Source organism: uncultured Abiotrophia sp., assembly GCF_938010525.1.
Lineage (GTDB): Bacteria > Bacillota > Bacilli > Lactobacillales > Aerococcaceae > Abiotrophia.
The window spans coordinates 94,985-117,931 of sequence record NZ_CALLVK010000025.1 but is presented as its reverse complement, the minus strand read 5'-3'; the positions used below and the strand labels follow the sequence as shown (position 1 = coordinate 117,931).

Here is a 22,947-nt window from a genome sequence, read left to right as displayed (position 1 = left end):
TAGAGCCCATCATGCCTAACGTGGCTAAAATTCCTAAGGACTTTTTAGAGGCCACACAACAAACCCTTTACATGACTTTCTGGACGGCCCTCTGGTCGGGTATCTTCGGGATTTTGCTGGGTGTGATTTTAGTAGTTACCCATGACGGCGGAATTCTGGAAAATCGTTGGTTCTATAGAATCCTAGATCAACTGGTCAACATTTTCCGGTCCATTCCCTTTATTATCTTAGTCGCCCTCTTAGCGACGACCACTCGCTTCTTAGCAGGTACGACCATTGGTTCCAAGGCCGCCTTGGTGCCACTGATTGCAGGGGTTATCCCCTTCTTCGCTCGTCAGGTCGAGAATGCCCTCTTAGAAGTCAATCCAGGGGTTGTGGAAGCCGCACAAGCCATGGGGACTAGCCCTTGGGGTATTATCTTCCGCGTTTATCTCAAAGAAGGGCTGCCAGGTATCGTCCGCGCGTCAGCCCTTACCTTAATCAGCGTGATTGGTTTAACCGCCATGGCAGGTGCTGTCGGTGGTGGTGGTCTAGGGAACCTAGCCATCTCTCGTGGTTATAACCGATTCCAGACAGATGTCACCTTAATGTCGACCATCTTGATTTTAATCTTGGTCTTCATCACTCAATTTATTGCTCGACGTATTGAAAAACGCGTCACCCACTAATCAACTCACAATTTTAGGAGGAACACTCAATGAAAAAATGGATTAAAACACTTGCTGCAATTATCATCCCAGTTAGTCTAGGCATTAGCGCCCTAGCACCTGTCACTTCTGCTCAAGCGGCAGAAAAAGTTAAACTTGGTTTAGTCGGCGACGACACCCGAGTATGGGACAATGTCAAAGAACGCTTAGCCAAAGATGGCATCGAGCTTGAATATGTAAAATTCACAGAATACAGCCAACCAAACGCAGCTTTGGCTGACGGCTCAATTGATCTCAACGCTTTCCAACATCAAATTTTCTTGGATAGCTACTTACAAGAGCACAAGGATCAAGAATTAGTCTCTATCGGGAATACCGTTAACGCGCCATTAGGGGTTTACTCTAAGAAAATCAAAGATATTAAAGACTTGAAGGAAGGCGACACAGTGGCGATTCCTTCTGACCCAACAAACGGCGGTCGTGCCTTACGCCTCTTGCAAACAGCAGGCTTAATCAAAGTAGATGAAGCAAAAGGCTACAAACCAACCGTTTCTGACATCAAAGAAAACAAGCTCAACCTTAAGATTCAAGAGTTAGATGCTTCCCAAACGGCTCGTGCTTTAGATGACGTGACAGCTTCTATCATCAACTCAGGGGTAGCAGTTGATGCAGGTTACACACCATCCAAAGATGCTATCTACTTAGAGCCAGTTGATAAAAGCTCAAAACCTTACGTGAACATTATCGTGGCACGTAAGAAAGACGCAGAAAATGCGACTTACAAGAAAATTGTAGAAGCTTACCAAACAGAAGATACTAAGAAGGTTATCGAAGAAGTTTCTAAAGGTTCACTCTTACCAGCTTGGGAAACTTTCGGTACTAAATAAGCCTTGAAATAAAAGGAGGTGGGCCAATGACCCAGGCCTACAAAGATAGAATTCGCGAAGTTGTCGCGGAAAAATTAGCCACTTACCAAGACCATGCCAAGGCCATTTATGAGCGGCCTGAGGTCTGCAACACAGAATATTTTGCATCTGACCTACTGGCTAATCAATTGCGGCACGAAGGCTTTGAAGTCACCCAGAACATTGCAGGTCATGAGACTGGTTTTGTCGGGGTCTACCGGGCAAGCAAGCCTGGTCCTGTCTTGGCCTTCCTAGCCGAGTATGATGCATTGCCAGGTATTGGCCATGCTTGTGGGCATAACCTATTCGGTAATTATTCACTCCTAGCAGCTGTAGCCCTCAAAGCCGTTATCGATGATTTAGGTGGTGAAATCCGAGTATATGGAACACCTGGAGAAGAAGGCGGGGAGAACGGCTCTGCCAAAGGTTCCTATGTTAAGGCAGGTTTCTTCCAGGATGTCGATGCCGCCCTTTGTGCTCACCCAGCCCACAAATTCGCGCCGACCTTACGGCTCTTGGCTAATGCGCCAGTTGATATTGAGTTTTTTGGCCGGGCTTCACATGCAGCGGGGGCACCGGAAGCAGGCATTAACGCCTTGGAGGCTTTGATTCAAGTCTTCAACTCCATTAATGCCTTACGCTTAAATCTGACTAAGGATGTCAACATCCATGGTATTATCACCAACGGCGGTCAGGCTGCCAATGTCATTCCAGAATATGCATCAGGTCGCTTCTATCTCAGAGCTGCTGAGCGCAAGACCTTGGAAAGTGTCTACCAAAAGGTAGAAAATATTGTCAAAGGAGCGGCGCTAGCAACAGGATGCGACTACAAGTTTGGTCTCTTCCAGAACTGGGTGGACGATGTGGTACCAACGCCACTCTTTGACCAACTCTTCTTCCAAGAAGTCGCCGACTATGGCATTGACGAGTCCGAAATCGAAAGAAGCGAGCGTAATTCGCTAGGTTCTTCTGATGTCGGCAATGTCTCTCAAGTCGTGCCTACCATTCAACCTACGGTTTCCATTAGTGACAGCCCAATTCCAGGCCATTCCGAGGAGTTTAAAGCCGCAGCAGGTAGCCCTAAGGGTTATGCTTCCATAGCGGTGGCAGCCACCTTGCTGGCTAATACGGCCTTGGCGCTTCTGTTGGATCCGGAAAAACTAGCGGCCATTAAGGCCCAGCATCAATCATTGACACAAACAAATAATAATTAATAAAGGAGTCATGCAATATGAAAAAGTTTGTTAAAAAATTAGGGGCTTTAGCCCTCGCAGCAGGTTTAGTGTTTGGGGCTAGCTTCCCAACTGCACAAGCGGCCAAAGAATTTGAAGGCCAAAAAGTAAAAGTTGGGGTTGTCGGTGAAGCTGACAAGGAACTCTGGCAAGTTGTAGCAGAAAAAGCGAAAAAAGATGAAGGTATCGAAATCGAAATTACTAACTTCTCTGATTACAACTTACCAAACGCAGCAGTAGAAGACGGTTCATTAGACCTCAACGCTTTCCAACACATTATCTTCTTGGAAGAATGGAACAAGGCTAACAAGGGCAAAGTTGTGAACATCGGCTTCACTTACGTAGAACCTCAAGGTATTTACTCTGAAAAGGTTAAATCTTTGGATGAGTTAAAAGCTAAAGATGGGGCGAAAATCGCTATTCCTAACGATGTGACTAACCAAGGTCGTGCCCTCTTGACCTTAGAATTAGCTGGCTTGATTGAAGTAGACGATGCTAAAGGCATTCTAGCTAGCGTTAGCGACGTAACCAAGAACGACAAGAACATCAAGTTTGAAGAAGTGGACGCTTCTCAAACAGCACGTAGCTTGAAAGACGTGGATGCAGCAGTTATCAACGGGAACTATGCAGCAGATGCTAACTTAACCGTTAAAGACGCTCTCTTCGTTGATGCAACTGACAAAGCAAAATTGAAGGATGAATACAAAAACATCATCGCTGTTAAAGAGTCTGAAAAAGACAACAAACTCTACAAGAAAGTCGTAGAAATCTTCCAATCAGACGAAATCGCTAAGAAGATTGAAGAGTTAAGCAAGAACTCTAAGATTCCGGTATGGTAATCTGAGCTATCAAAAAATCCCGCATCTTATGATGCGGGATTTTACTTTAGTCGAGGTCATCAGCAAATTGTTGACTAGAAAAATGGACTTCTTGACTGAAGAGGGGACGAATTTGACCGTGAGGATCTTGAACCAAGAGATGGCCCTGATCGGTGATTCCTTGGATAATACCGGTGTATTCTTGTCCTGCTTGTTGGTAGCTAACTTGGCGCCCGACGCCCAGTAGATGTTCTTCATAGTGGGGTAGGTAGGTTTTGTCAGAGAGGGTACGGATATAGTAGGCTAATTGCTTAAGGTAGTCATGAATGACTTGGTTGGGATTGAAGTCGGTCGGCATTTCTTGTCCAAAGAGGGTTCCTGCAACAGACTGAGTTGAGGCTTCCGCTTGACTGAAGTCGCCACTTAAGTTGAGGCCGATGCCAATAATAATCGAGGATAGGCTACGACTTTCAATATCGGTCGTCGCTTCTGTCAGGATTCCGCCAATTTTACGACCACGACAGAAGATGTCATTAACCCATTTGATACGTAGCTTTTGTCCACTGGCTGCTTCCAGAGCGGCAACCATGGCACTGGCAGCTAGCAGGGTGTATTGGGGCACTTCTTCTAAATCTGTCACTTGGGGTTGGAAGACGATCGATAGATAGAGGCCGGAGGCAATATCGGAATGGAAATGGCGACCTGACCGACCACGTCCTTGAGTTTGTTTGCGAGCGATGAAGAGGCCGGCTTGGCCAGGTGCTTGAATAGCAAATTGTTTGGCTAGGTCATTTGTTGAAGTGACACTGTCATAAAGGGCGACTTGCAGCGATTCAAAAGGTGCATCCAAGTCACGTTTGATTTGCTGGGCATCAAGGGCATGGCTGACCCTCTCTAGCAGATAACCCTTCTTGCTTAGGCTGGCTATTTGATAGCCTTGTTGGCGTAAGCCTTCGACAGCCTTCCAGACAGCGGTCCGAGATAAACCTAATTGGTCTGCCAAGGCTTGACCAGAAATAGGCTGACTATCCTGCTCCAGTAAAACCGCCAAAATTTCATCTTGTGTCGACATCATGTGACCTCCTCATCTTCGATAATCTAAGTCTAGCAAATGTCTGGTCCGGGGTCAATTCCTGCCTAGCTAGTTGAAAATAGAGCTAGCTAGACCTATAATGAACTTGAGAGGGGAAGGCGAGCAAGTCATGCTTCCCATTTTGAAGGATAGAATAAGGAGAGTCTTTCCCATGAATCTTATGAAGAAGTTAGTGCCCCTGTTAGGTGGGCAACATCAACTGGGATTGCCAGGAATTCGCCACTATCTAGCTTGGCGCTACCCTCAGGTCAATTCGGATTTACGCTTTCGAGGCTGGATGACGGATATCCTAGTCGATTTCAAAAAGCCAGAGGACTTAAAGGCCTATAATCAGACAGGTCTTACGACCTTCTTAGTGCCCTTGCCCCAGGACCCGGACCTAGTCATCGAAGAAGTGAAGATTCCAAGTAGCCAGAATCCGGATTTAAGAGCCCTTATCTATCGCTCTAAGCAGCCACGACCCCAAGCGGTAGGCTTATTATGGCTACATGGGGGTGGCTATGCCCTGGGGCATCCGCGCTTGGAATTACCTTTCATTCGGCAATTTGTGCTAGAGACCAATACGGTGGTCCTAGCTCCTGATTATCGGCTGTCTGCTCAGGAGCCCTATCCGGCAGCCTTAGAAGATGCCTACGCTAGCCTAGTCTGGCTCAAGGAAGAAGCAGACCAACTAGGGGTCAATCCTGACCAACTCTTTGTGGGAGGACCTAGTGCTGGTGGTGGACTTACCATTGCCACAGTCCTCTATGCTAGAGATCGGGATCAGGTGCAAGTGGCTTTTCATATGCCCATTTATCCAATGATTGATGATCGTCTATCGACAGAGTCCATGAAGGGCAATCGGCAAATGATTTGGAACCAGATTAAGAATCAGGCAGGCTGGCAACTCTATCTAGGGGACCTCTATGGATCTGAGGAGGTGCCCATCTATGCAGCGCCCTATCGGGCATTAGACTTAAGTGGTATGCCTCCCGCCTACACGCACGTAGGGGACTTAGACCCCTTTTTGGATGAAACACTCGACTATATGAAGCGACTGCAGACTGCAGGTGTAGCTGCCAAGTATCGTGTTTATCCGGGCGCCTATCATGGCTATGAGGCTTTCGACTGCCCCTTAACGCGTCAGACTATGGCTGACTGGTTAGTAGCTTATAAGGAAGCTGTCGCTCAGTACTTTGCCCCACAAAAAGAATCATAAGCACAAAAATCCCCGTCTATCTGATGACAGACGGGGATTTTTATCGTTTAGTTACGCCATACGCTTTCTAGAATCATGGTTTGTTCGCGGTCTGGTCCTACGGATAAGGTGGCAATTTTAGCTCCCACTAATTCGCTAATACGACGGACATAGTTTTGGGCATTCAAAGGCAGGTCTTCCAAACGGCGACAAGACGTAATGTCTTCAGTCCAACCTGGTAATTCTTCATAGACAGGCGTACAAGATTTGAGCAACTTGAGGCTAGCTGGATAGTACTCAATCACTTGGCCATCTGGTGTCTTATAGGCGGTACAAATCTTAATGGTTTCGAGGCCGGTCAGAACGTCGATGGAGTTAAGGGAGAGGTTGGTAATACCGGATACCCGACGGGAATGACGCATGACAACAGAGTCAAACCAACCTACCCGACGAGGACGACCGGTCGTTGTCCCATATTCACGACCGACTTCGCGGATTTGGTGGCCAATTTCATCGAAGAGTTCAGTAGGGAATGGGCCATCGCCGACACGAGAGGTGTAGGCCTTGCAGACACCGACGACACGATTGATACGGGTTGGGCCGACTCCACTCCCGATAGTGACCCCACCAGAGACTGGGTTAGAGGAAGTAACGAAAGGATAAGTCCCTTGGTCGATGTCCAACATGACCCCTTGAGCTCCTTCGAAGAGGACGCGCTTGCCTTGATCTAAGGCATCGTTCAAGATAACGGAGGTGTCAGTCACGTATTGTTTAATTTCTTGTCCGTATTGATAGTACTCTTCAAAAATATCTTCAAAACGGAGGGGTTCGGCGCCATAAACGCGTTCAATAAAGAGGTTCTTCTCTGCCAAGTTAGTCCGTAGGCGTTCTTCAAAGATTTCACGGTCTAATAAGTCGGCAATCCGAATCCCAACCCGAGCAGATTTATCCATATAGGCTGGGCCAATCCCTTTGTTAGTAGTCCCAATCTTGTTATCGCCTTTAGAGGCTTCTTGGAGCTTGTCCAAGACAATATGATAAGGCAAGATAACATGGGCGCGTGAAGAGATACGAAGATTATCGGTTGAGACACCTTCGCCATGTAGGTAGGCAAGTTCTTCCACGATAGACTTAGGGTTAACGACGACGCCATTGCCGATGACGCTGATTTTGTCAGGGGAGAAAATCCCGGAAGGAATGAGGTGTAACTTGAAGGTCTTGCCACTAAACTGAATGGTGTGACCGGCATTGTCGCCACCTTGGTAGCGCGCGATGACTTCGGCATTCTCGCTTAGGAAGTCGGTAATTTTCCCTTTACCTTCATCGCCCCATTGAGTTCCTACAACAACAACTGATGACATAAACATACCCCTTTACTGATTGAGATTGGTTTGGAAATATGGTTCGACATGGACATCGACATCATACACATTATAATTATACGCTAAAATCTGTTCGATTTCCTCTGTTATGTGATGAGATTGAATAACTGAAAGATGACCGTCAATTAAAACGGTGATATCCACGTGGACATACTGGCCACAGAGACGAGCGCGAATTTGCGGCACAGCACGGATGTGAGGGTGCTTGAGGACAATTGCGCGATAGGCTTCTAGTTCCTCTTGGTCAAAACCATCTGATAATTCAAAGGTCGAATCTTTGAAAATGGTATAGGCAGTATGAAGAATAATGGCCCCGATGATGAGGGCTGTCAGAATATCTAGCCAGGCTAAGCCTAGACTTGAAGCAGCAATGGCCACCATAGTAGCAAGTGTTGTCAAAAAGTCACTGAAGAGATCCTTGGCACTGGCCTTGAGGCCCATGCTTTGAGTTTGCTGGGCTAAATAATGGATGTAGCGCTGGGTGACGAGTAAAATGACACTGGCAGCCAGCCCCACCCAAAGAGCTTGGAGGTCGGGTGTCGGATAATCCTGGGCTATAAAGCGTTCTGCTGAAGATTTGATGACTTCTAGGCCGACCGTAAACATGATGAGAGAGGTGGCGAAGCTGGCCAGGGGTTCAAATTTGGAGTGACCAAAATAATGATCTTCATCTGCTGGTTTACGGGCAATTCGAAGGCCAATAAAAATCAAAATCGATGAGATGATGTCCGTTAAGTTGTTAAGACCATCGGCTCTGAGAGAAGCTGAGTGGAAGAAATAAGCGGCGCCTAATTTGAGGCTAGAAATAATCAGATAGACGACAATGCCGACTAAGGCCCCACGGGCGGCAATTTTAAGTTGTTGGTTTTGTCTGTCGCTAGTTTGCATAGAATTTTCCTCCGCGAGATAATGCCAAAAAATCAGGAGCCTTAGCTCCTGAAATGATGCTTATTTGGATAGGGCCCAATAGTTGACGCCTTCTTCCATCATGGTTTGGGCTGGAATAGCCTTAATGCTGAACATTTTGCTTGGGTCATCATTAGGGTCGTTGACATAGACTTGGCCATCTTGGTAGCCACGAATGACGAGAATATGGCCAGTTTCAGTGAAGAGGCCTGGTTTAACCGTTGCTACAATGGCTTGGCCTTGGTTGACAGCCTGCATGGCTTCTTCAAAGTTATTACCGAAATTGGTGAACTGATAATTGAAGGATTGAGCGAAGTCATAGAAAATGTTCCAGGAAGTTCCTTGGTTGTGGACATAGTACTGGTCCTTGCTCCAATCCAGAATGGTCTGCGGTGTCACCGTAGCTTGCGGATTATAGTAGGCATGAATCATAGCCAAGGAGAGGATAGCACAGCCATTTTCGCCCAATTGGCGAGTGGTGTCCGTTCCGTATTGGAGGGTCCGCCATTTAGGGTCTTTTTGCAGATAGAGTGGAATGTCCAATTGTTTGACGTTCTGCAACTGGCTAACTTCGGCTGGTTTTTGAGGCAGGAAGAGATAGCCTAGCTCGCTGATATTTTGGCGGTGCTTGTTGATAGCAGCGACGATGTCAGACTGGGCATTAAGTAAGTCGTTCTGATAGTCCTGGGTTTGGATATCTTGCAAGACTTCAGAGAGCTCGTCCTTGGATAGGTTGTGAACTAGAGAATCATCCGATAGCTGCAAAGGGACCGTGTTGAAAGGTGCCGATTCTGACTCACTAGACGACTCAGGTGTGCTAGAGGTAGAGGTCACTTCACTACTTGGGACCTGAGCAATATGTTCTTGGCCAGCCACTTGGTTATTCAATTTTGATGCCTGATGCGTATTTTCCTTAAGGAAAACGACAATCGCCGTCCCGCAAATCAAGAGCAAGAAGAAGGTAACAACGGCAATCGTATTTTTACGACGTTTGCGCATAGGGCCAGCTCCTTTGGTTTAGTAAATCAATCATAAGAGAAGTATAACAGAGAAATATATGATAAATATGAATTTTCTGGCAAGAAATCAAAGAATTTCTCTGATACAATCCTTAGTTATTGTATCAAAACCTGGAACATAAAGCACCTAATCTGGTTGCCTGTTACAGAGACTTAATAAAGAGAGGCTGGGTGTTACACCAGCCTCTAACTTGTTGATTAATAGTTTTTGAAGTATTGTTCTAGTTCCCATTGGGTGACTTGCTTTTGATAAGCGAAGTATTCGGCAGTCTTCTCAGCGATAAAGTTCTGTGCGATGTGGTCACCCAAGGCTTCCAAAATGACAGGTTCTTTCTTGAGCTCTTTGAGGGCTGCACGCAAGGAACCTGGTAGGTCTTCTACCCCTTCAGTGAGACGCTCTTCGCGGGTCATGGTGTAGATATTACGGTCAACAGCAGAAGGTGGCATAATCTTATCTTCGATCCCCTTGAGGCCGGCTGCCAAGAGGACAGACAGAGCCAAGTAAGGGTTAGCCGCTGGGTCTACACTCCGCGCTTCAATCCGAGTAGAGTTACCTCGAGCTGCCGGAATCCGGATAAGCGGTGAACGGTTTTGACCAGACCAAGCTACGTAGACAGGGGCCTCGTAGCCAGGTACCAGCCGCTTGTAGGAGTTAACGAGTGGGTTACAGATAGCCGTGTAGGCACGAGCATACTTGAGCAAGCCACCGATAAAGTAGAGGGCGGTTTGGGAGAGTTGGTCTTCTGTGTCAGGATCGTAGAAGGCATTACCTGATTCGTTAAAGAGGGACATGTTACAGTGCATCCCGCTCCCGGCAATGCCGAAGATTGGCTTAGGCATGAAGGTCGCGTGCAAGTTGTGGCGACGGGCCACGGATTTCACAATGAGTTTGAAGGTTTGGATATTGTCTGCTGAACGAAGGGCGTCTGCATATTTCCAGTCGATTTCGTGTTGGCCAGGACCTACTTCGTGGTGGCTGGCTTCAATTTCAAAGCCAAGAGCTTCTAGTTCCAAGACAATATCACGACGGCAGTTCTCGGCCAAGTCGTTGGGCGCCAAGTCAAAGTAGCCACCGTTGTCGTTGAGTTGCATGGTTGGCTGGCCTTTTTCATCTAATTTGAAGAGGAAGAATTCTGGCTCTGGCCCAATGTTGAAGGATGTGAAGCCAAGGTTTTCCATGCGTTTGAGAATGCGCTTGAGGTTGCTACGAGGGTCACCTTGGAAAGGCAGACCATCCACACTGTTAACGTCACAGATTAAGCGGGCAATCTTGGTGTCGCCAGCGCCATCTTCCCAGTTGAAGACTAGCCAAGTATTGTAGTCAGGTACCAAGTACATATCGCTCTCTTCAATCCGGACAAAGCCTTCAATTGAAGAACCGTCGAACATCATTTTGTTGTCTAAGGCCTTTTCTAATTGGGAGACAGGCACTTCGACGTTTTTGATGGTTCCGGTAATGTCGGTGAACATGAGCCGAACATAGCGGACATTGCGTTCCTTGGCGTCTAGTAAGATACTTTCTTTGGTCCATTGAGTGGTTGGCATGGAAATCCTCCTTTTGATAGTAGGCTAGTCAGTCTAGCCAGACTTAGCGAAATCGACCTTGGATGTCTAACTCATCCCATAAAATCCGACGGACATCTTGGTCAGTCAGGGGCTGACTGGTAGTAGGTTGCCCCATATGAGGACGCTCGGCTTCTGACTCGAAGCGGCGTTTGATGCCCTTTAGGGTCATGCCTTCCTCGAGCAAATCACTAATTTCCAAGAGCCGATCTACATCGTTGAGCGAGTAGAGGCGGCGATTGGTCGAGCTTCTGCCGGGCACTACCAGACCGAAATCTTCGTAATGCCGAATTTGCCGGGCAGTCAAGCCTGTTAGAGTCATGACGGTCCCGATGGGAAATACGGCCAGAGATTTGCGGAATTCTTTGGCTGCCATAGTTGTCACCTTCTTTTATTGTTTATGATTATACGGAATGTCAAATGAGGGGTCAACTGCTTCCTGACCTCTTATGTTAGATAATATGACAAACGTTCGGATTCTGCAAGTCAAAGCCCTGAATAAGCTTTTAGACCAAAGAAAAAAACTCGCCAAGTTGGACTACTTAGCGAGCGAAGATTAAGCGGATGGCAGCAGGGTGCAGAAATAGCCTAGAGCCAAGAAATCGGCACTGCCGCCGGGGCTGAGGTGACGTTCGATGAGAACCTGGTCATAGGCCATGAGCCGCTCTTCGAGTTGGGGCAAGGATAAGTCAGGCAGCTGGCCTAAGAGTCGACTCATTTCGTCTTGAACTTGGGCCAAGGCTGACAAACCACCCCGATGGAGTAGGTTGCCATCTTGGACAGTAGCCATTAAATAGACCAGAGCCTGCAACCAAAGCTGGCGTTGATCCAGGTCTTGGCGCTGATAGACAAAGGGTAGCAAGCCTTGGCGTAAGACCGGATAGCCTGCTGCTGCTTCGCCCCGGACCCCGGTGATGCCATGTTCCAAGTAAAGTCGTTCGCCATAAGAGAGGGAGGTTTTTTGGGCCAAATGAGCAAAATCCTGGGTCACGAGATGCTGGGTCATGGCCTTAATCAAAGGCCAGCTAGCTTCCAGGTCGCCCTGGCAGGCTCCCAAGGCACCTAATAAGAGGGCGAAGGAAAAATTAGCCCCCTTGTGGGTGTTGACGCCAGCAGTCGCAGTTAACATAGCGGCTTCGGCTTCTTGTCCTAGCTGACGTAGGGCTTGGAAGAGCTGATCAGGCGCCCCCGCATGTGTTTGGCCTAATTGGACATAGCCCTTAAAATAAGGCCGTAAAGCCTCGATACTAGCGGCGAAGGTTTGGGGCGTCATATCCTGGTGGGCGCCATTGGACCAGGGGTCCACTAGGCCAGGTTTAGGTGCCAGTTGAACTTCAAAAGCCAGGGCTTGGCAGGCTAGGTCTGCCAGATAATCAGAAGAGAGCGTCTTATTAGTCAATGTGGAGTTTCTCCATTTGCTTGAGGATGAAGCGCAAGGACCGATCCAGATGTTCGTGGGTAATGAGGGTAATCTGATCAATATCGTGGTTGCACATACCGCGGTAAATCAGCCAGTGTTCTTCTAAGGCTGCGCTCCGGCGTTGGGAGGAGCGAATGGACAAGTCGCGGAAATAAATGACATAGGTCCGCAGCTCAGAGACGATATCTCGCAAACGCGTCATCTGGCTCTTGGCATAGATGAAGTCATTAAATTTAGTAAAGTTAGCCAAGACCTCATCCACGCGGTCGGCCTGGTTGAGCTGCTCGCACTCTTCTAGGATAGCTTGAAGTTCCTGGAAGTCTTCGGGTGTCATCAAGGTCATAGCCTTAATCGTGGCTAAGGTGTCTAGGGCCTTACGAATATCGTAGATTTCTAGGGCGTCCTTGATGCTAATGCCTTTGACAATAATGCCAATCTTAGGAATATGCTCTACTAAGAGTTCCTTAGTTAATTCTGTTAGGGCATAGCGGATGGGCGTCCGACTAATGTTGAGGGCTGTAGAGAATTCCTTCTCATTGATCCGGGTGCCAGCTGGGATTTGGCCCAAGATAATCGTCTTACGAAAGGCTTCGTAGAGCGAAATCTTGAGGGGTTTATTCTGAGTAATATCTAAGTTGCGTTTGACCGCCTCGATAATCGCAGACATAGGGATTCTCCTTTTCTTTTTGATGTCATCATGTCCATTATACCTAAAAATAGGGACTTTAGCCAAGCCAAGACCTTGTTAGGGCCCTTAGGATTTAGCGTGGCGGACAAAATATTGGATAGCTTGACTGACGAATGCTGCTAAATCGGGAGCAAAGCGATTGAGATTGTGGCGAAAATCGGGATTGTCTTGATAGTTTTGCCCAATGTAGCCGAAGACGGTCAGGGAACAGTCAAAGGCATAGGTATTGAGGAGACGGTAGAGTTCTTGACATAAGCTTTGGACAGGCTCCGACTCGATTGAAAGTCCGGCCTCAAAATGCTGAGCCCATTGGCGAAAGACCGCATTGAACTTCTCGGCGACCTCTATTTTCTGCCCCTCTTGGCGCTTTTCAGTCTCAATCATGACGTCTAGGCCGTAATCTTGTCGCGCTTGGCTAACATAGGGCAGCATATCTGGATAGCTAAAACCGCGAAATTGCGCTTGTGGTGATAGGGACTGGCCTGCTTTTTTAGCTTGGATGCTAGCCGTTAAGGTTTCTATTAAGGTGTCTAAACGATGGCGCTCTGATTGTAGTTGAGTCAGCTGTTGCTCCAGAAGTTGGAGGAAATTAGTGCTATTAGCCTCTAGCAACTTGCCAATGTCCTCTAGTGAGAGACCTAAGTATTTATAGTAGAGGATGAGCTGGAGACGCTCCAAATCTTCTTCTTGGTAATAGCGGTAGCCATTGGCCTCTTTCTTAGCTGGTAAGAGGCCAATGGCATCATAGTGGTGGAGTGTTCGAGGGGAAACTCCAGCTAACTGAGCAGCTTCTTTGACCCGATAAATCATGCCTGCTCCTCCTTTTTAGTAAAATCTAGTATTTAGTATAACATAGGGCTTGACCCTAACGTAAGGTTAAGGTGTAGACTAATAGAGAAAAAGGAGGAATTAGGATGAACTTAAAGATTATTCGTACAGATCAAGTCTATCGACAAGTCTTGACCTTATCCCCAGAGCAGGGCGAAGCCTTATTCAGGAAGGAAGTTTTAGCGCCTTTCCGGGGGAAATTTGCCCGCCAGGGTTTAAGTATAGAAGCTGGACAGGGGGCGGATGCCCTACAGATTTTGAGCTTGGCCAATCTAACACCCTTTAACTTAAGGTCTGAACATAGCGCTGATATTGAAGCACTAGACGATTCAGTTTATCAGGGGCTCGAAAAAGCTTTCCATCTGGCCATTGACAGTTTCGAGCAGGCAGGAATCCATCCACCATGCAAAGAATATGTCTTAGCAATCTTGCTAGGCAAGGCGGAGAGTCCTGTCATGCGCCTCAATGATAATTATCTGGGTGAAGGTGGGATTCCGGGCTACATCTTCTTGTCCTTGGTACCAAGCCAAGAGACCTTGCGACGTTTGCCAGCGGCCTTGGCCCATGAATGTAACCATAATGTGCGCTACCAATTTGTGGATTGGCAACAAGGCGCCCTGAAGGAACTTATGATAGCAGAAGGCTTGGCTGAGAATTTCGTGTTAAAACTCTACGGTCCCGACTATCTAGGTCCTTGGGTGACCAAGACCGATTTGGCGACCTTAGACAGTCTAATCAAGCCCAAAATCAAGGCTAATCTTGATATCTCTAACCTCTATGGGGCCGCTCCTTATCTCTACGGGGATGAATTGACTCAAGTGCAAGGGGGGCGCCCAGTCGGTCTGCCCTATGCAGCGGGCTATAGTTGTGGCTATCACTTGGTGCGCTACTACCTTAAGAAGACAGGCCTGAGTGTCGAAGAAGCCAGCTTGAAGACAGCTGATGAGATCTTGGCTCAGGTACCAGAATTCTGGGAGCAGCCAACTTCCCAACTCTAACCAAGCAATCTGGCTTTGCTACCCTATCTATCAATCTATCTATTGATAGATAGGGTCTGAGTTAGGAAATTTACGTGCATAAGTTAGCACAATTTGCATAGGGACACAAAAAAAGAGCTAGGACTTAGTCCTAGCTCTTTTGTCTTAAGTATTATTGTGCTAAGTAGAGTGGCATGTGGCCCATTAAGACGATGGTAACCACGAAGATAACGAAGACCACTGCAGCGTACTTAGCAGATTCACGTTGCCATTCGCCCATGTCCAAGCCAGTTAAGCGGAGCAAGAGGTAGATGAAGGCAACCAGTGGGCTCAAGAGGTGGAAGGCTTGCCCCATGAGAGAAGCCAAGGCCATTTGCATATCGGTGAAGCCATATTGACGACCGATTTCTGCGAATGGAATCAGCACCCCGTAGTAGAAACCATCGTTGGTTAAGAAGAAGGTCCCTGGTACGGAGATGAGGGCAATAATCAAGCTCCAGAAGCCTGCTAATTGTTGTGGAATGATATGGACGATGCTGTCGGTCAAGGCCTTGGCCATACCAGTCCCTTGGAAGAGCCCCATGAAGACCCCTGCCCCGAAGACGAGGAGGACCACTTGTACCGCATCCCCAGCGTTTTCACCAATACGTTTGGATTGAGTCTTGAGGTCTGGGTAGTTAATCATCATGGCTAAGCCGGTCCCGATTAAGAAGAGAACGACAGGCTTAACTTCGATAGCGTCGATGAAGGAGCCAGCTACTAACCAACCAATTAGGACTAAGGTCATAACGGCGTTAATCCAGAAGTTTTGAGGACGGCGGATAGCCAAGACTTCAGGGTCGGAAATAGTAGTCAATTCATCTAGCTCAGCATCGGTTAACTCTTTGATACCTAAACGAGCACGTTCTTTTTTACCCATACCACGGGCAACGAAGAAGATTACATAAAGGATAGAGAGAACCATCCCTGGTGCTAAGTAACCCAAGATGTCAGCTTCAACGCCCAAGACGGACATGGCACGAGCGGTTGGGCCACCCCATGGCAAGAGGTTCATGATGGTGTTTTGCAAGATAACTAAGACACCCAAGTTCATGAGTTTCATGTCGAGTTTCTTGTAGATTGGCACGAAGGCCGAGCAGCAAATCAAGGTAGTGGTCGTTCCGTCACCGTTCATGGAAACAGCGGCCGCAACAATAGCAGTAGCCACGAGGACTTTCATTGGATCGCCTTTAGCGTAGCGAATCATTTTGTTAGTGATTGGGTCGAAGAGACCGGAATCTAACATGAGAGAGAAGTAGAGGATGGCGAAGAGGAGCATAACCCCGGTTTCAGCCGTCCCTTTCATTGCAGTAAGTTTATCCTTGGAGTTGTTGCCAAAGAGACCTTGGCGAACGAGTGTCCCGATGTTGACATCTTGGACCACGCCAGTTAAGACTGCTACCAGCGCAAAAGCAAGCGGAATGAGTACTAAGGCAGTGAATGGTGACATTTTCTTCTTCATGATGACATACATGAAGACAACCATCATTGCATAAGCAAAGACTGTGAGTAACATCATATCTTCCTTTCTGAAATTAAAATAATAATAGCATGGGCAGGAGCCAAAAGTCGCTAAAACCTTCTGACCTAGACCCGACACGGCCATTCCATGAAATGAACGCGTTTACTTTATGCCTGTATCATAGCGAATGTTTAGACAAAAAGAAAGGGCTTTAGCTAAAAAGAACACTTAAAAAACAAGGGCTCAGGAAATTTGTATAGCCAAAAAAGACGCCTTGCTTAAATAGGAAGACTAAATCAAAATCTTGGCCTAATAGAACACAAAAAGAACAGTATTTGACTAGTGTAAGCGCTAGTTTAGGGTATAATACAAGTAGTAGATTAATCTGGAAGGGAGTGAAGAAATGGAACTACTCAGACGATTATTTGGCGGCCGACGCCGCGCTGAAGAAGCAGAGAGCCAAGCACAAGCGCAAGCTCAGCAGGCTGCTTTTGAGGCAGAATGGGAGCCAGTAGCAGCCTATGTGGCGGCCGACTCAGAAGAGGCGCTAGAAGTCAGCGTGATTGCTTCTGCTCTAGCAGCGGCCAATTATCCCGACAGTCAATTTGTGGTCAAGCGCGTCTTAAAACGCAACCCCGAAGCGACCACTGTATCGGTGATTGCGTCAGCCATTGCGGCTGGGGACGCCCCTGACAGCCAATGGGCGGTCAAGCACATTTATCAAAAACGCACATAAGGATTATGGATTTATTTAGGAGGAATTATACAATATGTTACGCAAATTCAAAATCAAAGTTGACGGCAAAGAATACTTGGTAGAAATGGAAGAAATTGGGGCCGTAGCGCCAGCTGCTCCAGTTGCACCAGCACCAGTAGCTCCAGCGCCTGCGCCAGCAGCGCCAGCTAGCGAACCTGCAGCAGAAGCAAGCCCAGCGCCAGCCGCTCCAGTTTCTGTAGCACCAGCCGGAGCAGATGCCATGCCATCCCCAATGCCAGGGACCATTCTCCGCATCTTAGTTAACGTTGGGGACACAGTGGCTGAGAACCAACCACTGATGATCTTAGAAGCCATGAAGATGGAAAACGAAATCGTAGCATCTAAAGCAGGGGTCGTATCAGGGATTCATGTGGCTAACGGCCAAGTAGTCAACCCAGGTGATGCCCTCATTACCATCAACTAATCTAGTCAGTAAAGGAGACAGACAGTGGAAACATTAATTCAAGGTATTACGACCATTAACATTGGTCAAGTTTTCATGATGGTCATTGGTGGCCTACTCATGTATCTGGGAATTAAGAAGGAATACGAACCAACCTTGCTGGTACCAATGGGCTTAGGGACGATTCTGGTTAACTTCCCAGGTTCAGGGGTTCTAGACCAAACCGTCGGTAACGTAACCCAACACGGGGTCTTAGATATTCTCTTCCGCGCCGGGATTGAGACAGAACTTTTCCCTCTACTTATCTTCATTGGGATTGGGGCTATGATTGACTTCGGGCCATTACTTCAAAATCCTTTCATGTTGCTCTTCGGTGCGGCAGCCCAATTCGGGATTTTCTTCGTCGTCGTAGTGGCAGTATTAGCAGGCTTTGACATCCGCGAAGCAGCTTCTATCGGGATTATCGGTGCGGCCGACGGTCCTACTTCTATCTTCGTAGCCAACCAATTGGCACCTCATCTCTTGGGGGCAATCACGGTTGCGGCTTACTCTTACATGGCTTTAGTGCCGATTATTCAACCAGTTGCTATTAAGTTAGTAACAACCAAAGAAGAACGCAAGATCCGCATGACTTACCATGCTGAAGGCGTATCTAAGATGACTAAAATCCTCTTCCCAATCGTTATCACCATCGTAGCTGGTTTTATCGCACCAATCGCCTTACCATTGGTAGGTTTCCTCATGTTCGGGAACTTATTACGTGAGTGTGGTGTCTTAGATAGTTTATCAGCAACCGCTCAAAACGAATTGGTTAATATCGTGTCAATCCTCTTAGGGATTACCATTTCAGTTAAGATGCAAGCTAGCCTCTTCTTGAATGTTCAAACCTTGATGATTATCTTGTTCGGTTTGGTAGCCTTCATTATGGACTCTATCGGGGGCGTTATCTTCGCCAAAATCTTGAACCTCTTCCGCAAGGACAAGATCAACCCAATGATTGGGGCGGCTGGTATTTCTGCCTTCCCAATGTCTAGCCGTGTGATTCAGAAGATGGCAACAGAAGAAGACCCTCAAAACTTCATCTTGATGTATGCTGTAGGGGCTAACGTTTCTGGGCAAATTGCCTCCGTTATTGCCGGCGGGCTCTTGTTGTCTTACTTCATCCACTAAGATTGCGAGGTAACACTTATGAATTTAGATAACTTACGACAAGCTTTTGAACTCATGCTGATTGGGATGGGTGGGGTCTTCTTGGTTCTCGGTATCTTATACGGGGCATCTGAACTCCTCATCAAGTACTTCCCAGTCGAAAAGGACTAAGACAAAATGGACGGCTATGTGACCAGACGCCTCTGGTTGGATCGTGACCCACAAGCTTTGCGAGATTGGCAGACCTTAATGCAAGCAGCCAATCTGAGTGACCAGGAAACGGTCGATTATACGATCGGCATCTATGATGGGACGCGCTTGGCAGCGACCGGGTCCTTGGACGGCAAGATTCTCAAGTGCTTGGTGGTTTGCGCCGCCTATCAGTCAGAGAATCTGCTGACGCAGGTTGTCATGGCTCTCCTGGAACGTTTGGACCAGGAAGGCTTGACCAATCGCTTCGTCTATACTAAACCAAAGAATCTTCCTTACTTTAAGGCCTTGGGCTTTCGGCTTCTGGCGCAAACCCAAGCCTTGCTCTTTATGGAGCAGGGCTTTCCGTCCTTTCAGGACTATCTGACCTATTTGAGGCAGTATAAGGTGGAGAGTTCCCGAAATGGGGCCATTGTCATGAATGCCAATCCCTTTACCCTAGGGCATCGCTATTTGGTAGAGCAGGCCATATCAGCCTGTGACCACCTCTATATCTTCGTTGTATCCGAAGATCGGTCCTATTTTAGCGCTCAAGATCGTTTCAAGATGGTCCAAGCCGGGGTGGCAGATTTAACCAATGTTACCGTCCTGCCTAGCCGAGATTATATGGTCTCGCAGGCTACCTTCCCCTCCTACTTCCTTAAGGAAAGGGCGGATTTGGCGGTGGCTCAGGTCCAGGCAGAGCTTGATGCGCAAGTCTTCAAAGCCTTCATTGCGCCTAGCCTAGAGATTGCCATTCGCTTTGTAGGGGAAGAACCCCTATCGCCGGTCACCCAAGTCTACAATCAGGCCTTGGCCCAAGCCTTCGGCCAGGACTTAGACCTAAAGATTATCCCCCGTCTAGAAAAGGACGGCCAGGTCATTAGTGCGACCCGCGTACGGGCAGCGATTCAAGCAGGGAAGCTAGCTGACTGGGTCAACCTAGTCCCACAGTCAACCTATCATTACATACAGTCACAAGACTTACTGGGCCAAGATGCCCAGAGAGAAAAGGTGGAATAAAGATGGAAATTAAAAAAAGTGCAGTTGTTGGCACCTTGGAATCAAGCGATATTATGATTACCTTGAATCCAAGTGATGCTGGACGGATTGACATTCAATTAGAAAGTTCAGTCGAAAAACAATTTGGGGCGCAAATTCGTCGTGTCATTGAAGACACCTTGACCCGCCTAGGCATTCAATCAGCTCAAGTAGTAGCAGTTGATAAGGGTGCCTTAGATTGTACCATCCAAGCCCGGACCATTACGGTGGCCCACCGTGCTGCTGAGTTATCAGAATATAACTGGAAGGAGATTGACTCATGGAACGCTTAAGAAGAACAATGATGTTTGTCCCTGGTGCTAATGCTGCCATGTTGCGCGACGCACCACTTTACGGGGCTGACTCTATTATGTTTGACCTAGAAGACGCAGTCTCCCTTAAGGAAAAAGACTCTGCCCGCACCTTGGTGCACTTCGCCCTCAAAACTTTTGACTACAGCAATGTTGAAACGGTTGTGCGGATTAATGGTCTGGACACTACCGGTGCTTTAGACATCGAAGCGGTAGTCTTGGCTGGTGTTGACGTGGTACGTTTGCCTAAGACCGAAAATGCCCAAGATATCGTGGATGTGGATGCTATTATTACCCGTGTCGAGCAGGAAAATAATATTCCTCTTGGTCGCACTAAGATGATGGCCGCCATCGAATCAGCCGAAGGGGTGCTTAATGCTCGTGAGATTGCTAAGGCATCTGACCGTCTGATTGGGATTGCCTTAGGGGCGGAAGACTATGTGACTAACATGAAGACTCGCCGTTATCCTGATGGCCAGGAACTCTTCTTTGCTCGTAGCATGATTCTACATGCAGCGCGTGCAGCAGGAATTGCGGCCATCGATACAGTCTACTCTAACGTGGACAATATGGACGGCTTCCGTGAGGAAGTAACCCGCATCAAGCAATTAGGTTTCGATGGTAAATCGGTCATCAACCCACGCCAAATTCCAGTGGTTAATGAAGTATATGCCCCAACTGAGAAGGAAATCCAACAAGCTAAGGAAATCATCTGGGGCATTCGTGAAGCCGAAGCTAAAGGCTCTGGCGTCATCTCAGTCAAAGGGAAAATGGTCGACAAGCCAATCGTGGAACGCGCTGAGCGGGTCATTGCCCTAGCCAAAGCAGCGGGACTCATTAGCGAGGAGGAAATTTAAGATGGTAGTCAACAAAGCAGGACGTGAAATTCCACAAGCAATCGCCGATCAATATGGCGTCTACGAAGGAGAGCTGGCACGGATTAAACCTTATGAAGCCTCAAGCCGTAAGGTAAAACCCGTTGAGCCGCGCCAAGAAAAACTCTTAGGTAGCCTTCGCGAAGCTATTGAAAAGACCGGCCTCAAAGACGGCATGACGATTTCCTTCCACCACCATTTCCGGGAAGGGGACTATGTCATCAACATGGTCATGGAAGAAATTGCTAAAATGGGGATTAAGAATCTCTCCATCGCACCTTCTTCTATTGCCAACGTACATGAGCCCCTCATCGAACACATCAAAAATGGGGTCATCACCAACATTACCTCTAGTGGTCTGCGTGACAAGTTAGGGGCTGCGATTTCTTCCGGTATTATGGAAAATCCAGTCGTTATTCGTTCCCACGGGGGACGTGCCCGTGCCATTACGGCTGGTGACATCCACATTGACGTAGCTTTCTTAGGTGCCCCAAGTTCTGATGAATATGGGAACGTCAACGGGACCAAAGGGAAAGCCACCTGTGGTTCCTTGGGTTATGCCATGATTGATGCTAAATATGCGGACCAAGTAGTGGTCATCACTGACTCCTTGGTGCCATATCCAAACACGCCAATTTCCATTCCGCAAACAGACGTGGACTATGTGGTCGTAGTAGATGCCATTGGGGACCCTCAAGGGATTGCTAAGGGGGCAACTCGCTTCACTAAGAACCCTAAAGAGCTCTTGATTGCAGAATATGCTTCTAAGGTTATTACAGGTTCTCCTTACTATAAGGAAGGCTTCTCCTTCCAAACTGGTACAGGTGGTGCCTCTCTGGCTGCAACCCGCTTTATCCGCGAACAAATGATTAAAGACGGCATTAAAGCTAGCTTCGTGCTAGGTGGGATTACCAATGCCATGGTTGAACTTTTAGAAGAAGGACTGGTTGAGAAAGTCATCGACGTACAAGACTTTGATCACCCATCTGCAGTGTCCTTAGGGCGCAATGCAGACCACTATGAAATCGATGCTAGCATGTATGCTAACCCATTGTCCAAAGGGGCCATGGTTAACCGTTTGGATGTCGCCATCTTGTCTGCTTTGGAAGTCGATACTGACTTCAACGTTAATGTCATGACCGGTTCGGATGGGGTTATCCGTGGGGCTTCAGGTGGTCACAGTGACACCGCCTTTGCTTCTAAGATGTCCATGGTGATTTCACCATTAGTACGTGGACGCATTCCAACATTCGTAGACACTGTTAATACGGTTGTAACGCCAGGGACTAGTGTGGACGTGGTCGTCACTGAGATTGGGATTGCGGTTAACCCTAATCGCCCAGACTTAGTTGAGCACTTCAAGTCTCTCAAGGTGCCTCAATACACCATCCAAGAACTCAAAGAAAAAGCCTACAGCATCGTGGGCAACCCAGAACCGATTCAATACGGGGACAAGGTCGTAGCGGTCATCGAATATCGTGACGGTAGCGTCATCGACGTGGTGCGCAATGTCTAAGGGACTCTTTGATGGACCTGAGGTCCATTTGGGCCAGGTTCTATCAGCCCGCGAGGCGCGGAGCCAACGCCAGGCGCATTTGCTAGAAAGGTATGCGCCGGCAGTCTTGGTTTCCATGACCCTCAATACGCCGGGACCTGTCAAAATCTCTGAGGGTCTAGCTAAAATAGGTCGCCAGCTAGCCCAGCTAGTCAGTGACCATTTGGCCCAAGAGGCGGTCCTCTACCAGGATGTGCTGGAGGCCGTGACAGGGTTAGAGGCCTATTGGGTGGTTAGCCAGGAGGCTGAGCTAGTTAAGCGCCATTTAGTGGCCTTTGAAGGGCAGCACCCCTTAGGTCGCCTACTGGACTTGGATGTGCTGGAACTGGTGGAAGGCATACCTTGTCCTATCAGTCGCCGGCAGTTAGGATTGGCCCCGCGCCAGTGCTTCCTCTGCCAAGCAGACGCCAAGCAGTGTGCTCGCTCACGCCAACACTCAGTAGCGGACATGCAGGCCTATATCAGTCAGGCCGTCGCTAACTATGAGGCCCAGACTGAATCCCCTTAAGGA

25 protein-coding genes are annotated in these 22,947 nt (G+C 47.9%); 15 read left to right on the top strand and 10 right to left on the bottom strand.

The window, feature by feature from the left end; all coding sequences use genetic code 11:
* Window positions 1-11: 11 nt before the first annotated feature.
* The 4 genes from Q0339_RS09030 to Q0339_RS09015 are packed head-to-tail and all read left to right on the top strand — an operon-like array spanning window position 12 to window position 3,623.
* A complete protein-coding gene (locus tag Q0339_RS09030) occupies window positions 12-668 on the top strand; it encodes a methionine ABC transporter permease (protein ID WP_268442554.1) in 657 nt (218 codons plus the stop codon).
* Window positions 669-697: 29 nt separating this feature from the next.
* On the top strand, window positions 698-1,534 hold the full coding sequence (locus Q0339_RS09025; protein ID WP_298078499.1) for a MetQ/NlpA family ABC transporter substrate-binding protein: 837 nt from the start codon (window positions 698-700) through the stop codon (window positions 1,532-1,534).
* 26 nt (window positions 1,535-1,560) lie between these two features.
* A complete protein-coding gene (locus Q0339_RS09020; RefSeq protein ID WP_298078498.1) occupies window positions 1,561-2,766 on the top strand; it encodes a M20 family metallopeptidase in 1,206 nt (401 codons plus the stop codon).
* A 17-nt stretch (window positions 2,767-2,783) separates the two neighbouring features.
* The gene (locus Q0339_RS09015) at window positions 2,784-3,623 is read left to right on the top strand and encodes a MetQ/NlpA family ABC transporter substrate-binding protein (protein ID WP_298078497.1); all 840 of its coding nucleotides are present in this window, start codon (window positions 2,784-2,786) and stop codon (window positions 3,621-3,623) included.
* 46 nt (window positions 3,624-3,669) lie between these two features.
* On the opposite strand, the gene Q0339_RS09010 is transcribed toward Q0339_RS09015, so the two are convergent.
* Complete coding sequence (locus Q0339_RS09010) at window positions 3,670-4,674, bottom strand: biotin--[acetyl-CoA-carboxylase] ligase (protein ID WP_298078496.1); 1,005 nt, start codon at window positions 4,672-4,674, stop codon at window positions 3,670-3,672.
* A 172-nt stretch (window positions 4,675-4,846) separates the two neighbouring features.
* Between Q0339_RS09010 and Q0339_RS09005 the strand changes: the two genes are divergently transcribed.
* A complete protein-coding gene (locus Q0339_RS09005; protein ID WP_298078494.1) occupies window positions 4,847-5,893 on the top strand; it encodes an alpha/beta hydrolase in 1,047 nt (348 codons plus the stop codon).
* A gap of 47 nt (window positions 5,894-5,940) precedes the next feature.
* On the opposite strand, the gene Q0339_RS09000 is transcribed toward Q0339_RS09005, so the two are convergent.
* The 8 genes from Q0339_RS09000 to Q0339_RS08965 all read right to left on the bottom strand — a co-directional run bounded on the left by Q0339_RS09000 (window position 5,941) and on the right by Q0339_RS08965 (window position 13,660).
* Window positions 5,941-7,233, bottom strand: coding sequence for an adenylosuccinate synthase (locus Q0339_RS09000; protein WP_298078493.1), 1,293 nt, complete (start codon window positions 7,231-7,233; stop codon window positions 5,941-5,943).
* A gap of 12 nt (window positions 7,234-7,245) precedes the next feature.
* Window positions 7,246-8,142, bottom strand: a complete 897-nt coding sequence (locus tag Q0339_RS08995) for a cation diffusion facilitator family transporter (protein WP_298078491.1) — start codon at window positions 8,140-8,142, stop codon at window positions 7,246-7,248.
* Between the two features lie 60 nt (window positions 8,143-8,202).
* Window positions 8,203-9,159 (bottom strand): C39 family peptidase, encoded by a 957-nt coding sequence (locus tag Q0339_RS08990; protein WP_023391565.1) that lies wholly within the window; start codon window positions 9,157-9,159, stop codon window positions 8,203-8,205.
* 218 nt (window positions 9,160-9,377) lie between these two features.
* On the bottom strand, window positions 9,378-10,724 hold the full coding sequence (gene glnA / locus Q0339_RS08985; RefSeq protein WP_023391564.1) for a type I glutamate--ammonia ligase: 1,347 nt from the start codon (window positions 10,722-10,724) through the stop codon (window positions 9,378-9,380).
* A gap of 43 nt (window positions 10,725-10,767) precedes the next feature.
* Window positions 10,768-11,118 carry a MerR family transcriptional regulator gene (locus tag Q0339_RS08980; protein ID WP_070756756.1) on the bottom strand — a complete coding sequence of 117 codons (351 nt, stop codon included), beginning with the start codon at window positions 11,116-11,118 and terminating at the stop codon, window positions 10,768-10,770.
* Window positions 11,119-11,298: 180 nt separating this feature from the next.
* On the bottom strand, window positions 11,299-12,141 hold the full coding sequence (gene citG / locus Q0339_RS08975) for a triphosphoribosyl-dephospho-CoA synthase CitG (RefSeq protein ID WP_298078490.1): 843 nt from the start codon (window positions 12,139-12,141) through the stop codon (window positions 11,299-11,301).
* Window positions 12,134-12,829 carry a GntR family transcriptional regulator gene (locus tag Q0339_RS08970; protein ID WP_291428118.1) on the bottom strand — a complete coding sequence of 232 codons (696 nt, stop codon included), beginning with the start codon at window positions 12,827-12,829 and terminating at the stop codon, window positions 12,134-12,136. Before Q0339_RS08970 ends, citG begins: the two co-directional genes overlap by 8 nt.
* A gap of 87 nt (window positions 12,830-12,916) precedes the next feature.
* Complete coding sequence (locus tag Q0339_RS08965) at window positions 12,917-13,660, bottom strand: MerR family transcriptional regulator (RefSeq protein WP_298078487.1); 744 nt, start codon at window positions 13,658-13,660, stop codon at window positions 12,917-12,919.
* 104 nt (window positions 13,661-13,764) lie between these two features.
* Between Q0339_RS08965 and Q0339_RS08960 the strand changes: the two genes are divergently transcribed.
* Complete coding sequence (locus Q0339_RS08960) at window positions 13,765-14,676, top strand: DUF2268 domain-containing putative Zn-dependent protease (protein ID WP_298078486.1); 912 nt, start codon at window positions 13,765-13,767, stop codon at window positions 14,674-14,676.
* 151 nt (window positions 14,677-14,827) lie between these two features.
* On the opposite strand, the gene Q0339_RS08955 is transcribed toward Q0339_RS08960, so the two are convergent.
* A complete protein-coding gene (locus Q0339_RS08955) occupies window positions 14,828-16,210 on the bottom strand; it encodes a citrate:proton symporter (RefSeq protein WP_298078508.1) in 1,383 nt (460 codons plus the stop codon).
* 349 nt (window positions 16,211-16,559) lie between these two features.
* On the opposite strand from Q0339_RS08955, the gene Q0339_RS08950 reads away from it, so the two are divergent.
* From Q0339_RS08950 to citX, 9 genes are read left to right on the top strand one after another with little or no spacing between them, the layout of a single operon-like run.
* Window positions 16,560-16,892 carry a hypothetical protein gene (locus tag Q0339_RS08950; protein ID WP_070756750.1) on the top strand — a complete coding sequence of 111 codons (333 nt, stop codon included), beginning with the start codon at window positions 16,560-16,562 and terminating at the stop codon, window positions 16,890-16,892.
* Window positions 16,893-16,926: 34 nt separating this feature from the next.
* Entirely contained in the window at window positions 16,927-17,337 is a 411-nt protein-coding gene (locus Q0339_RS08945) for an acetyl-CoA carboxylase biotin carboxyl carrier protein subunit (protein ID WP_023391556.1), read from the top strand.
* Between the two features lie 24 nt (window positions 17,338-17,361).
* The gene (locus Q0339_RS08940; protein WP_070756748.1) at window positions 17,362-18,486 is read left to right on the top strand and encodes a sodium ion-translocating decarboxylase subunit beta; all 1,125 of its coding nucleotides are present in this window, start codon (window positions 17,362-17,364) and stop codon (window positions 18,484-18,486) included.
* A gap of 18 nt (window positions 18,487-18,504) precedes the next feature.
* Window positions 18,505-18,636 carry an OadG-related small transporter subunit gene (locus Q0339_RS08935; protein WP_298078484.1) on the top strand — a complete coding sequence of 44 codons (132 nt, stop codon included), beginning with the start codon at window positions 18,505-18,507 and terminating at the stop codon, window positions 18,634-18,636.
* An 18-nt stretch (window positions 18,637-18,654) separates the two neighbouring features.
* Window positions 18,655-19,677 carry a [citrate (pro-3S)-lyase] ligase gene (gene citC / locus Q0339_RS08930; protein WP_298078483.1) on the top strand — a complete coding sequence of 341 codons (1,023 nt, stop codon included), beginning with the start codon at window positions 18,655-18,657 and terminating at the stop codon, window positions 19,675-19,677.
* 2 nt (window positions 19,678-19,679) lie between these two features.
* On the top strand, window positions 19,680-19,988 hold the full coding sequence (gene citD / locus Q0339_RS08925; RefSeq protein WP_023391552.1) for a citrate lyase acyl carrier protein: 309 nt from the start codon (window positions 19,680-19,682) through the stop codon (window positions 19,986-19,988).
* Complete coding sequence (gene citE / locus Q0339_RS08920; RefSeq protein WP_298078482.1) at window positions 19,976-20,863, top strand: citrate (pro-3S)-lyase subunit beta; 888 nt, start codon at window positions 19,976-19,978, stop codon at window positions 20,861-20,863. Before citD ends, citE begins: the two co-directional genes overlap by 13 nt.
* 1 nt (window position 20,864) lies before the next feature.
* Entirely contained in the window at window positions 20,865-22,397 is a 1,533-nt protein-coding gene (gene citF / locus Q0339_RS08915; RefSeq protein WP_298078481.1) for a citrate lyase subunit alpha, read from the top strand.
* On the top strand, window positions 22,390-22,944 hold the full coding sequence (gene citX / locus Q0339_RS08910) for a citrate lyase holo-[acyl-carrier protein] synthase (RefSeq protein WP_298078480.1): 555 nt from the start codon (window positions 22,390-22,392) through the stop codon (window positions 22,942-22,944). Before citF ends, citX begins: the two co-directional genes overlap by 8 nt.
* Window positions 22,945-22,947 lie beyond the last annotated feature (3 nt).

What these genes read in the sequence shown, in the direction of transcription:
- citE (WP_298078482.1), top strand. Translation starts at nt 19,976, where the DNA reads ATGGAACGCTTAAGAAGAACAATGATGTTTGTCCCTGGTGCTAATGCT.
- Q0339_RS09025 (WP_298078499.1), top strand. Translation starts at nt 698, where the DNA reads ATGAAAAAATGGATTAAAACACTTGCTGCAATTATCATCCCAGTTAGT.
- Q0339_RS08950 (WP_070756750.1), top strand. Translation starts at nt 16,560, where the DNA reads ATGGAACTACTCAGACGATTATTTGGCGGCCGACGCCGCGCTGAAGAA.
- Q0339_RS08935 (WP_298078484.1), top strand. Translation starts at nt 18,505, where the DNA reads ATGAATTTAGATAACTTACGACAAGCTTTTGAACTCATGCTGATTGGG.
- Q0339_RS08970 (WP_291428118.1), bottom strand. Translation starts at nt 12,829, where the DNA reads ATGTCTGCGATTATCGAGGCGGTCAAACGCAACTTAGATATTACTCAG.
- Q0339_RS08990 (WP_023391565.1), bottom strand. Translation starts at nt 9,159, where the DNA reads ATGCGCAAACGTCGTAAAAATACGATTGCCGTTGTTACCTTCTTCTTG.
- Q0339_RS09015 (WP_298078497.1), top strand. Translation starts at nt 2,784, where the DNA reads ATGAAAAAGTTTGTTAAAAAATTAGGGGCTTTAGCCCTCGCAGCAGGT.
- Q0339_RS08965 (WP_298078487.1), bottom strand. Translation starts at nt 13,660, where the DNA reads ATGATTTATCGGGTCAAAGAAGCTGCTCAGTTAGCTGGAGTTTCCCCT.
- Q0339_RS08945 (WP_023391556.1), top strand. Translation starts at nt 16,927, where the DNA reads ATGTTACGCAAATTCAAAATCAAAGTTGACGGCAAAGAATACTTGGTA.
- Q0339_RS09000 (WP_298078493.1), bottom strand. Translation starts at nt 7,233, where the DNA reads ATGTCATCAGTTGTTGTTGTAGGAACTCAATGGGGCGATGAAGGTAAA.
- citD (WP_023391552.1), top strand. Translation starts at nt 19,680, where the DNA reads ATGGAAATTAAAAAAAGTGCAGTTGTTGGCACCTTGGAATCAAGCGAT.
- Q0339_RS08955 (WP_298078508.1), bottom strand. Translation starts at nt 16,210, where the DNA reads ATGTTACTCACAGTCTTTGCTTATGCAATGATGGTTGTCTTCATGTAT.
- Q0339_RS08980 (WP_070756756.1), bottom strand. Translation starts at nt 11,118, where the DNA reads ATGGCAGCCAAAGAATTCCGCAAATCTCTGGCCGTATTTCCCATCGGG.
- glnA (WP_023391564.1), bottom strand. Translation starts at nt 10,724, where the DNA reads ATGCCAACCACTCAATGGACCAAAGAAAGTATCTTACTAGACGCCAAG.
- citX (WP_298078480.1), top strand. Translation starts at nt 22,390, where the DNA reads ATGTCTAAGGGACTCTTTGATGGACCTGAGGTCCATTTGGGCCAGGTT.
- Q0339_RS09005 (WP_298078494.1), top strand. Translation starts at nt 4,847, where the DNA reads ATGAATCTTATGAAGAAGTTAGTGCCCCTGTTAGGTGGGCAACATCAA.
- Q0339_RS09030 (WP_268442554.1), top strand. Translation starts at nt 12, where the DNA reads ATGCCTAACGTGGCTAAAATTCCTAAGGACTTTTTAGAGGCCACACAA.
- citF (WP_298078481.1), top strand. Translation starts at nt 20,865, where the DNA reads ATGGTAGTCAACAAAGCAGGACGTGAAATTCCACAAGCAATCGCCGAT.
- Q0339_RS08995 (WP_298078491.1), bottom strand. Translation starts at nt 8,142, where the DNA reads ATGCAAACTAGCGACAGACAAAACCAACAACTTAAAATTGCCGCCCGT.
- Q0339_RS09020 (WP_298078498.1), top strand. Translation starts at nt 1,561, where the DNA reads ATGACCCAGGCCTACAAAGATAGAATTCGCGAAGTTGTCGCGGAAAAA.
- Q0339_RS09010 (WP_298078496.1), bottom strand. Translation starts at nt 4,674, where the DNA reads ATGTCGACACAAGATGAAATTTTGGCGGTTTTACTGGAGCAGGATAGT.
- Q0339_RS08960 (WP_298078486.1), top strand. Translation starts at nt 13,765, where the DNA reads ATGAACTTAAAGATTATTCGTACAGATCAAGTCTATCGACAAGTCTTG.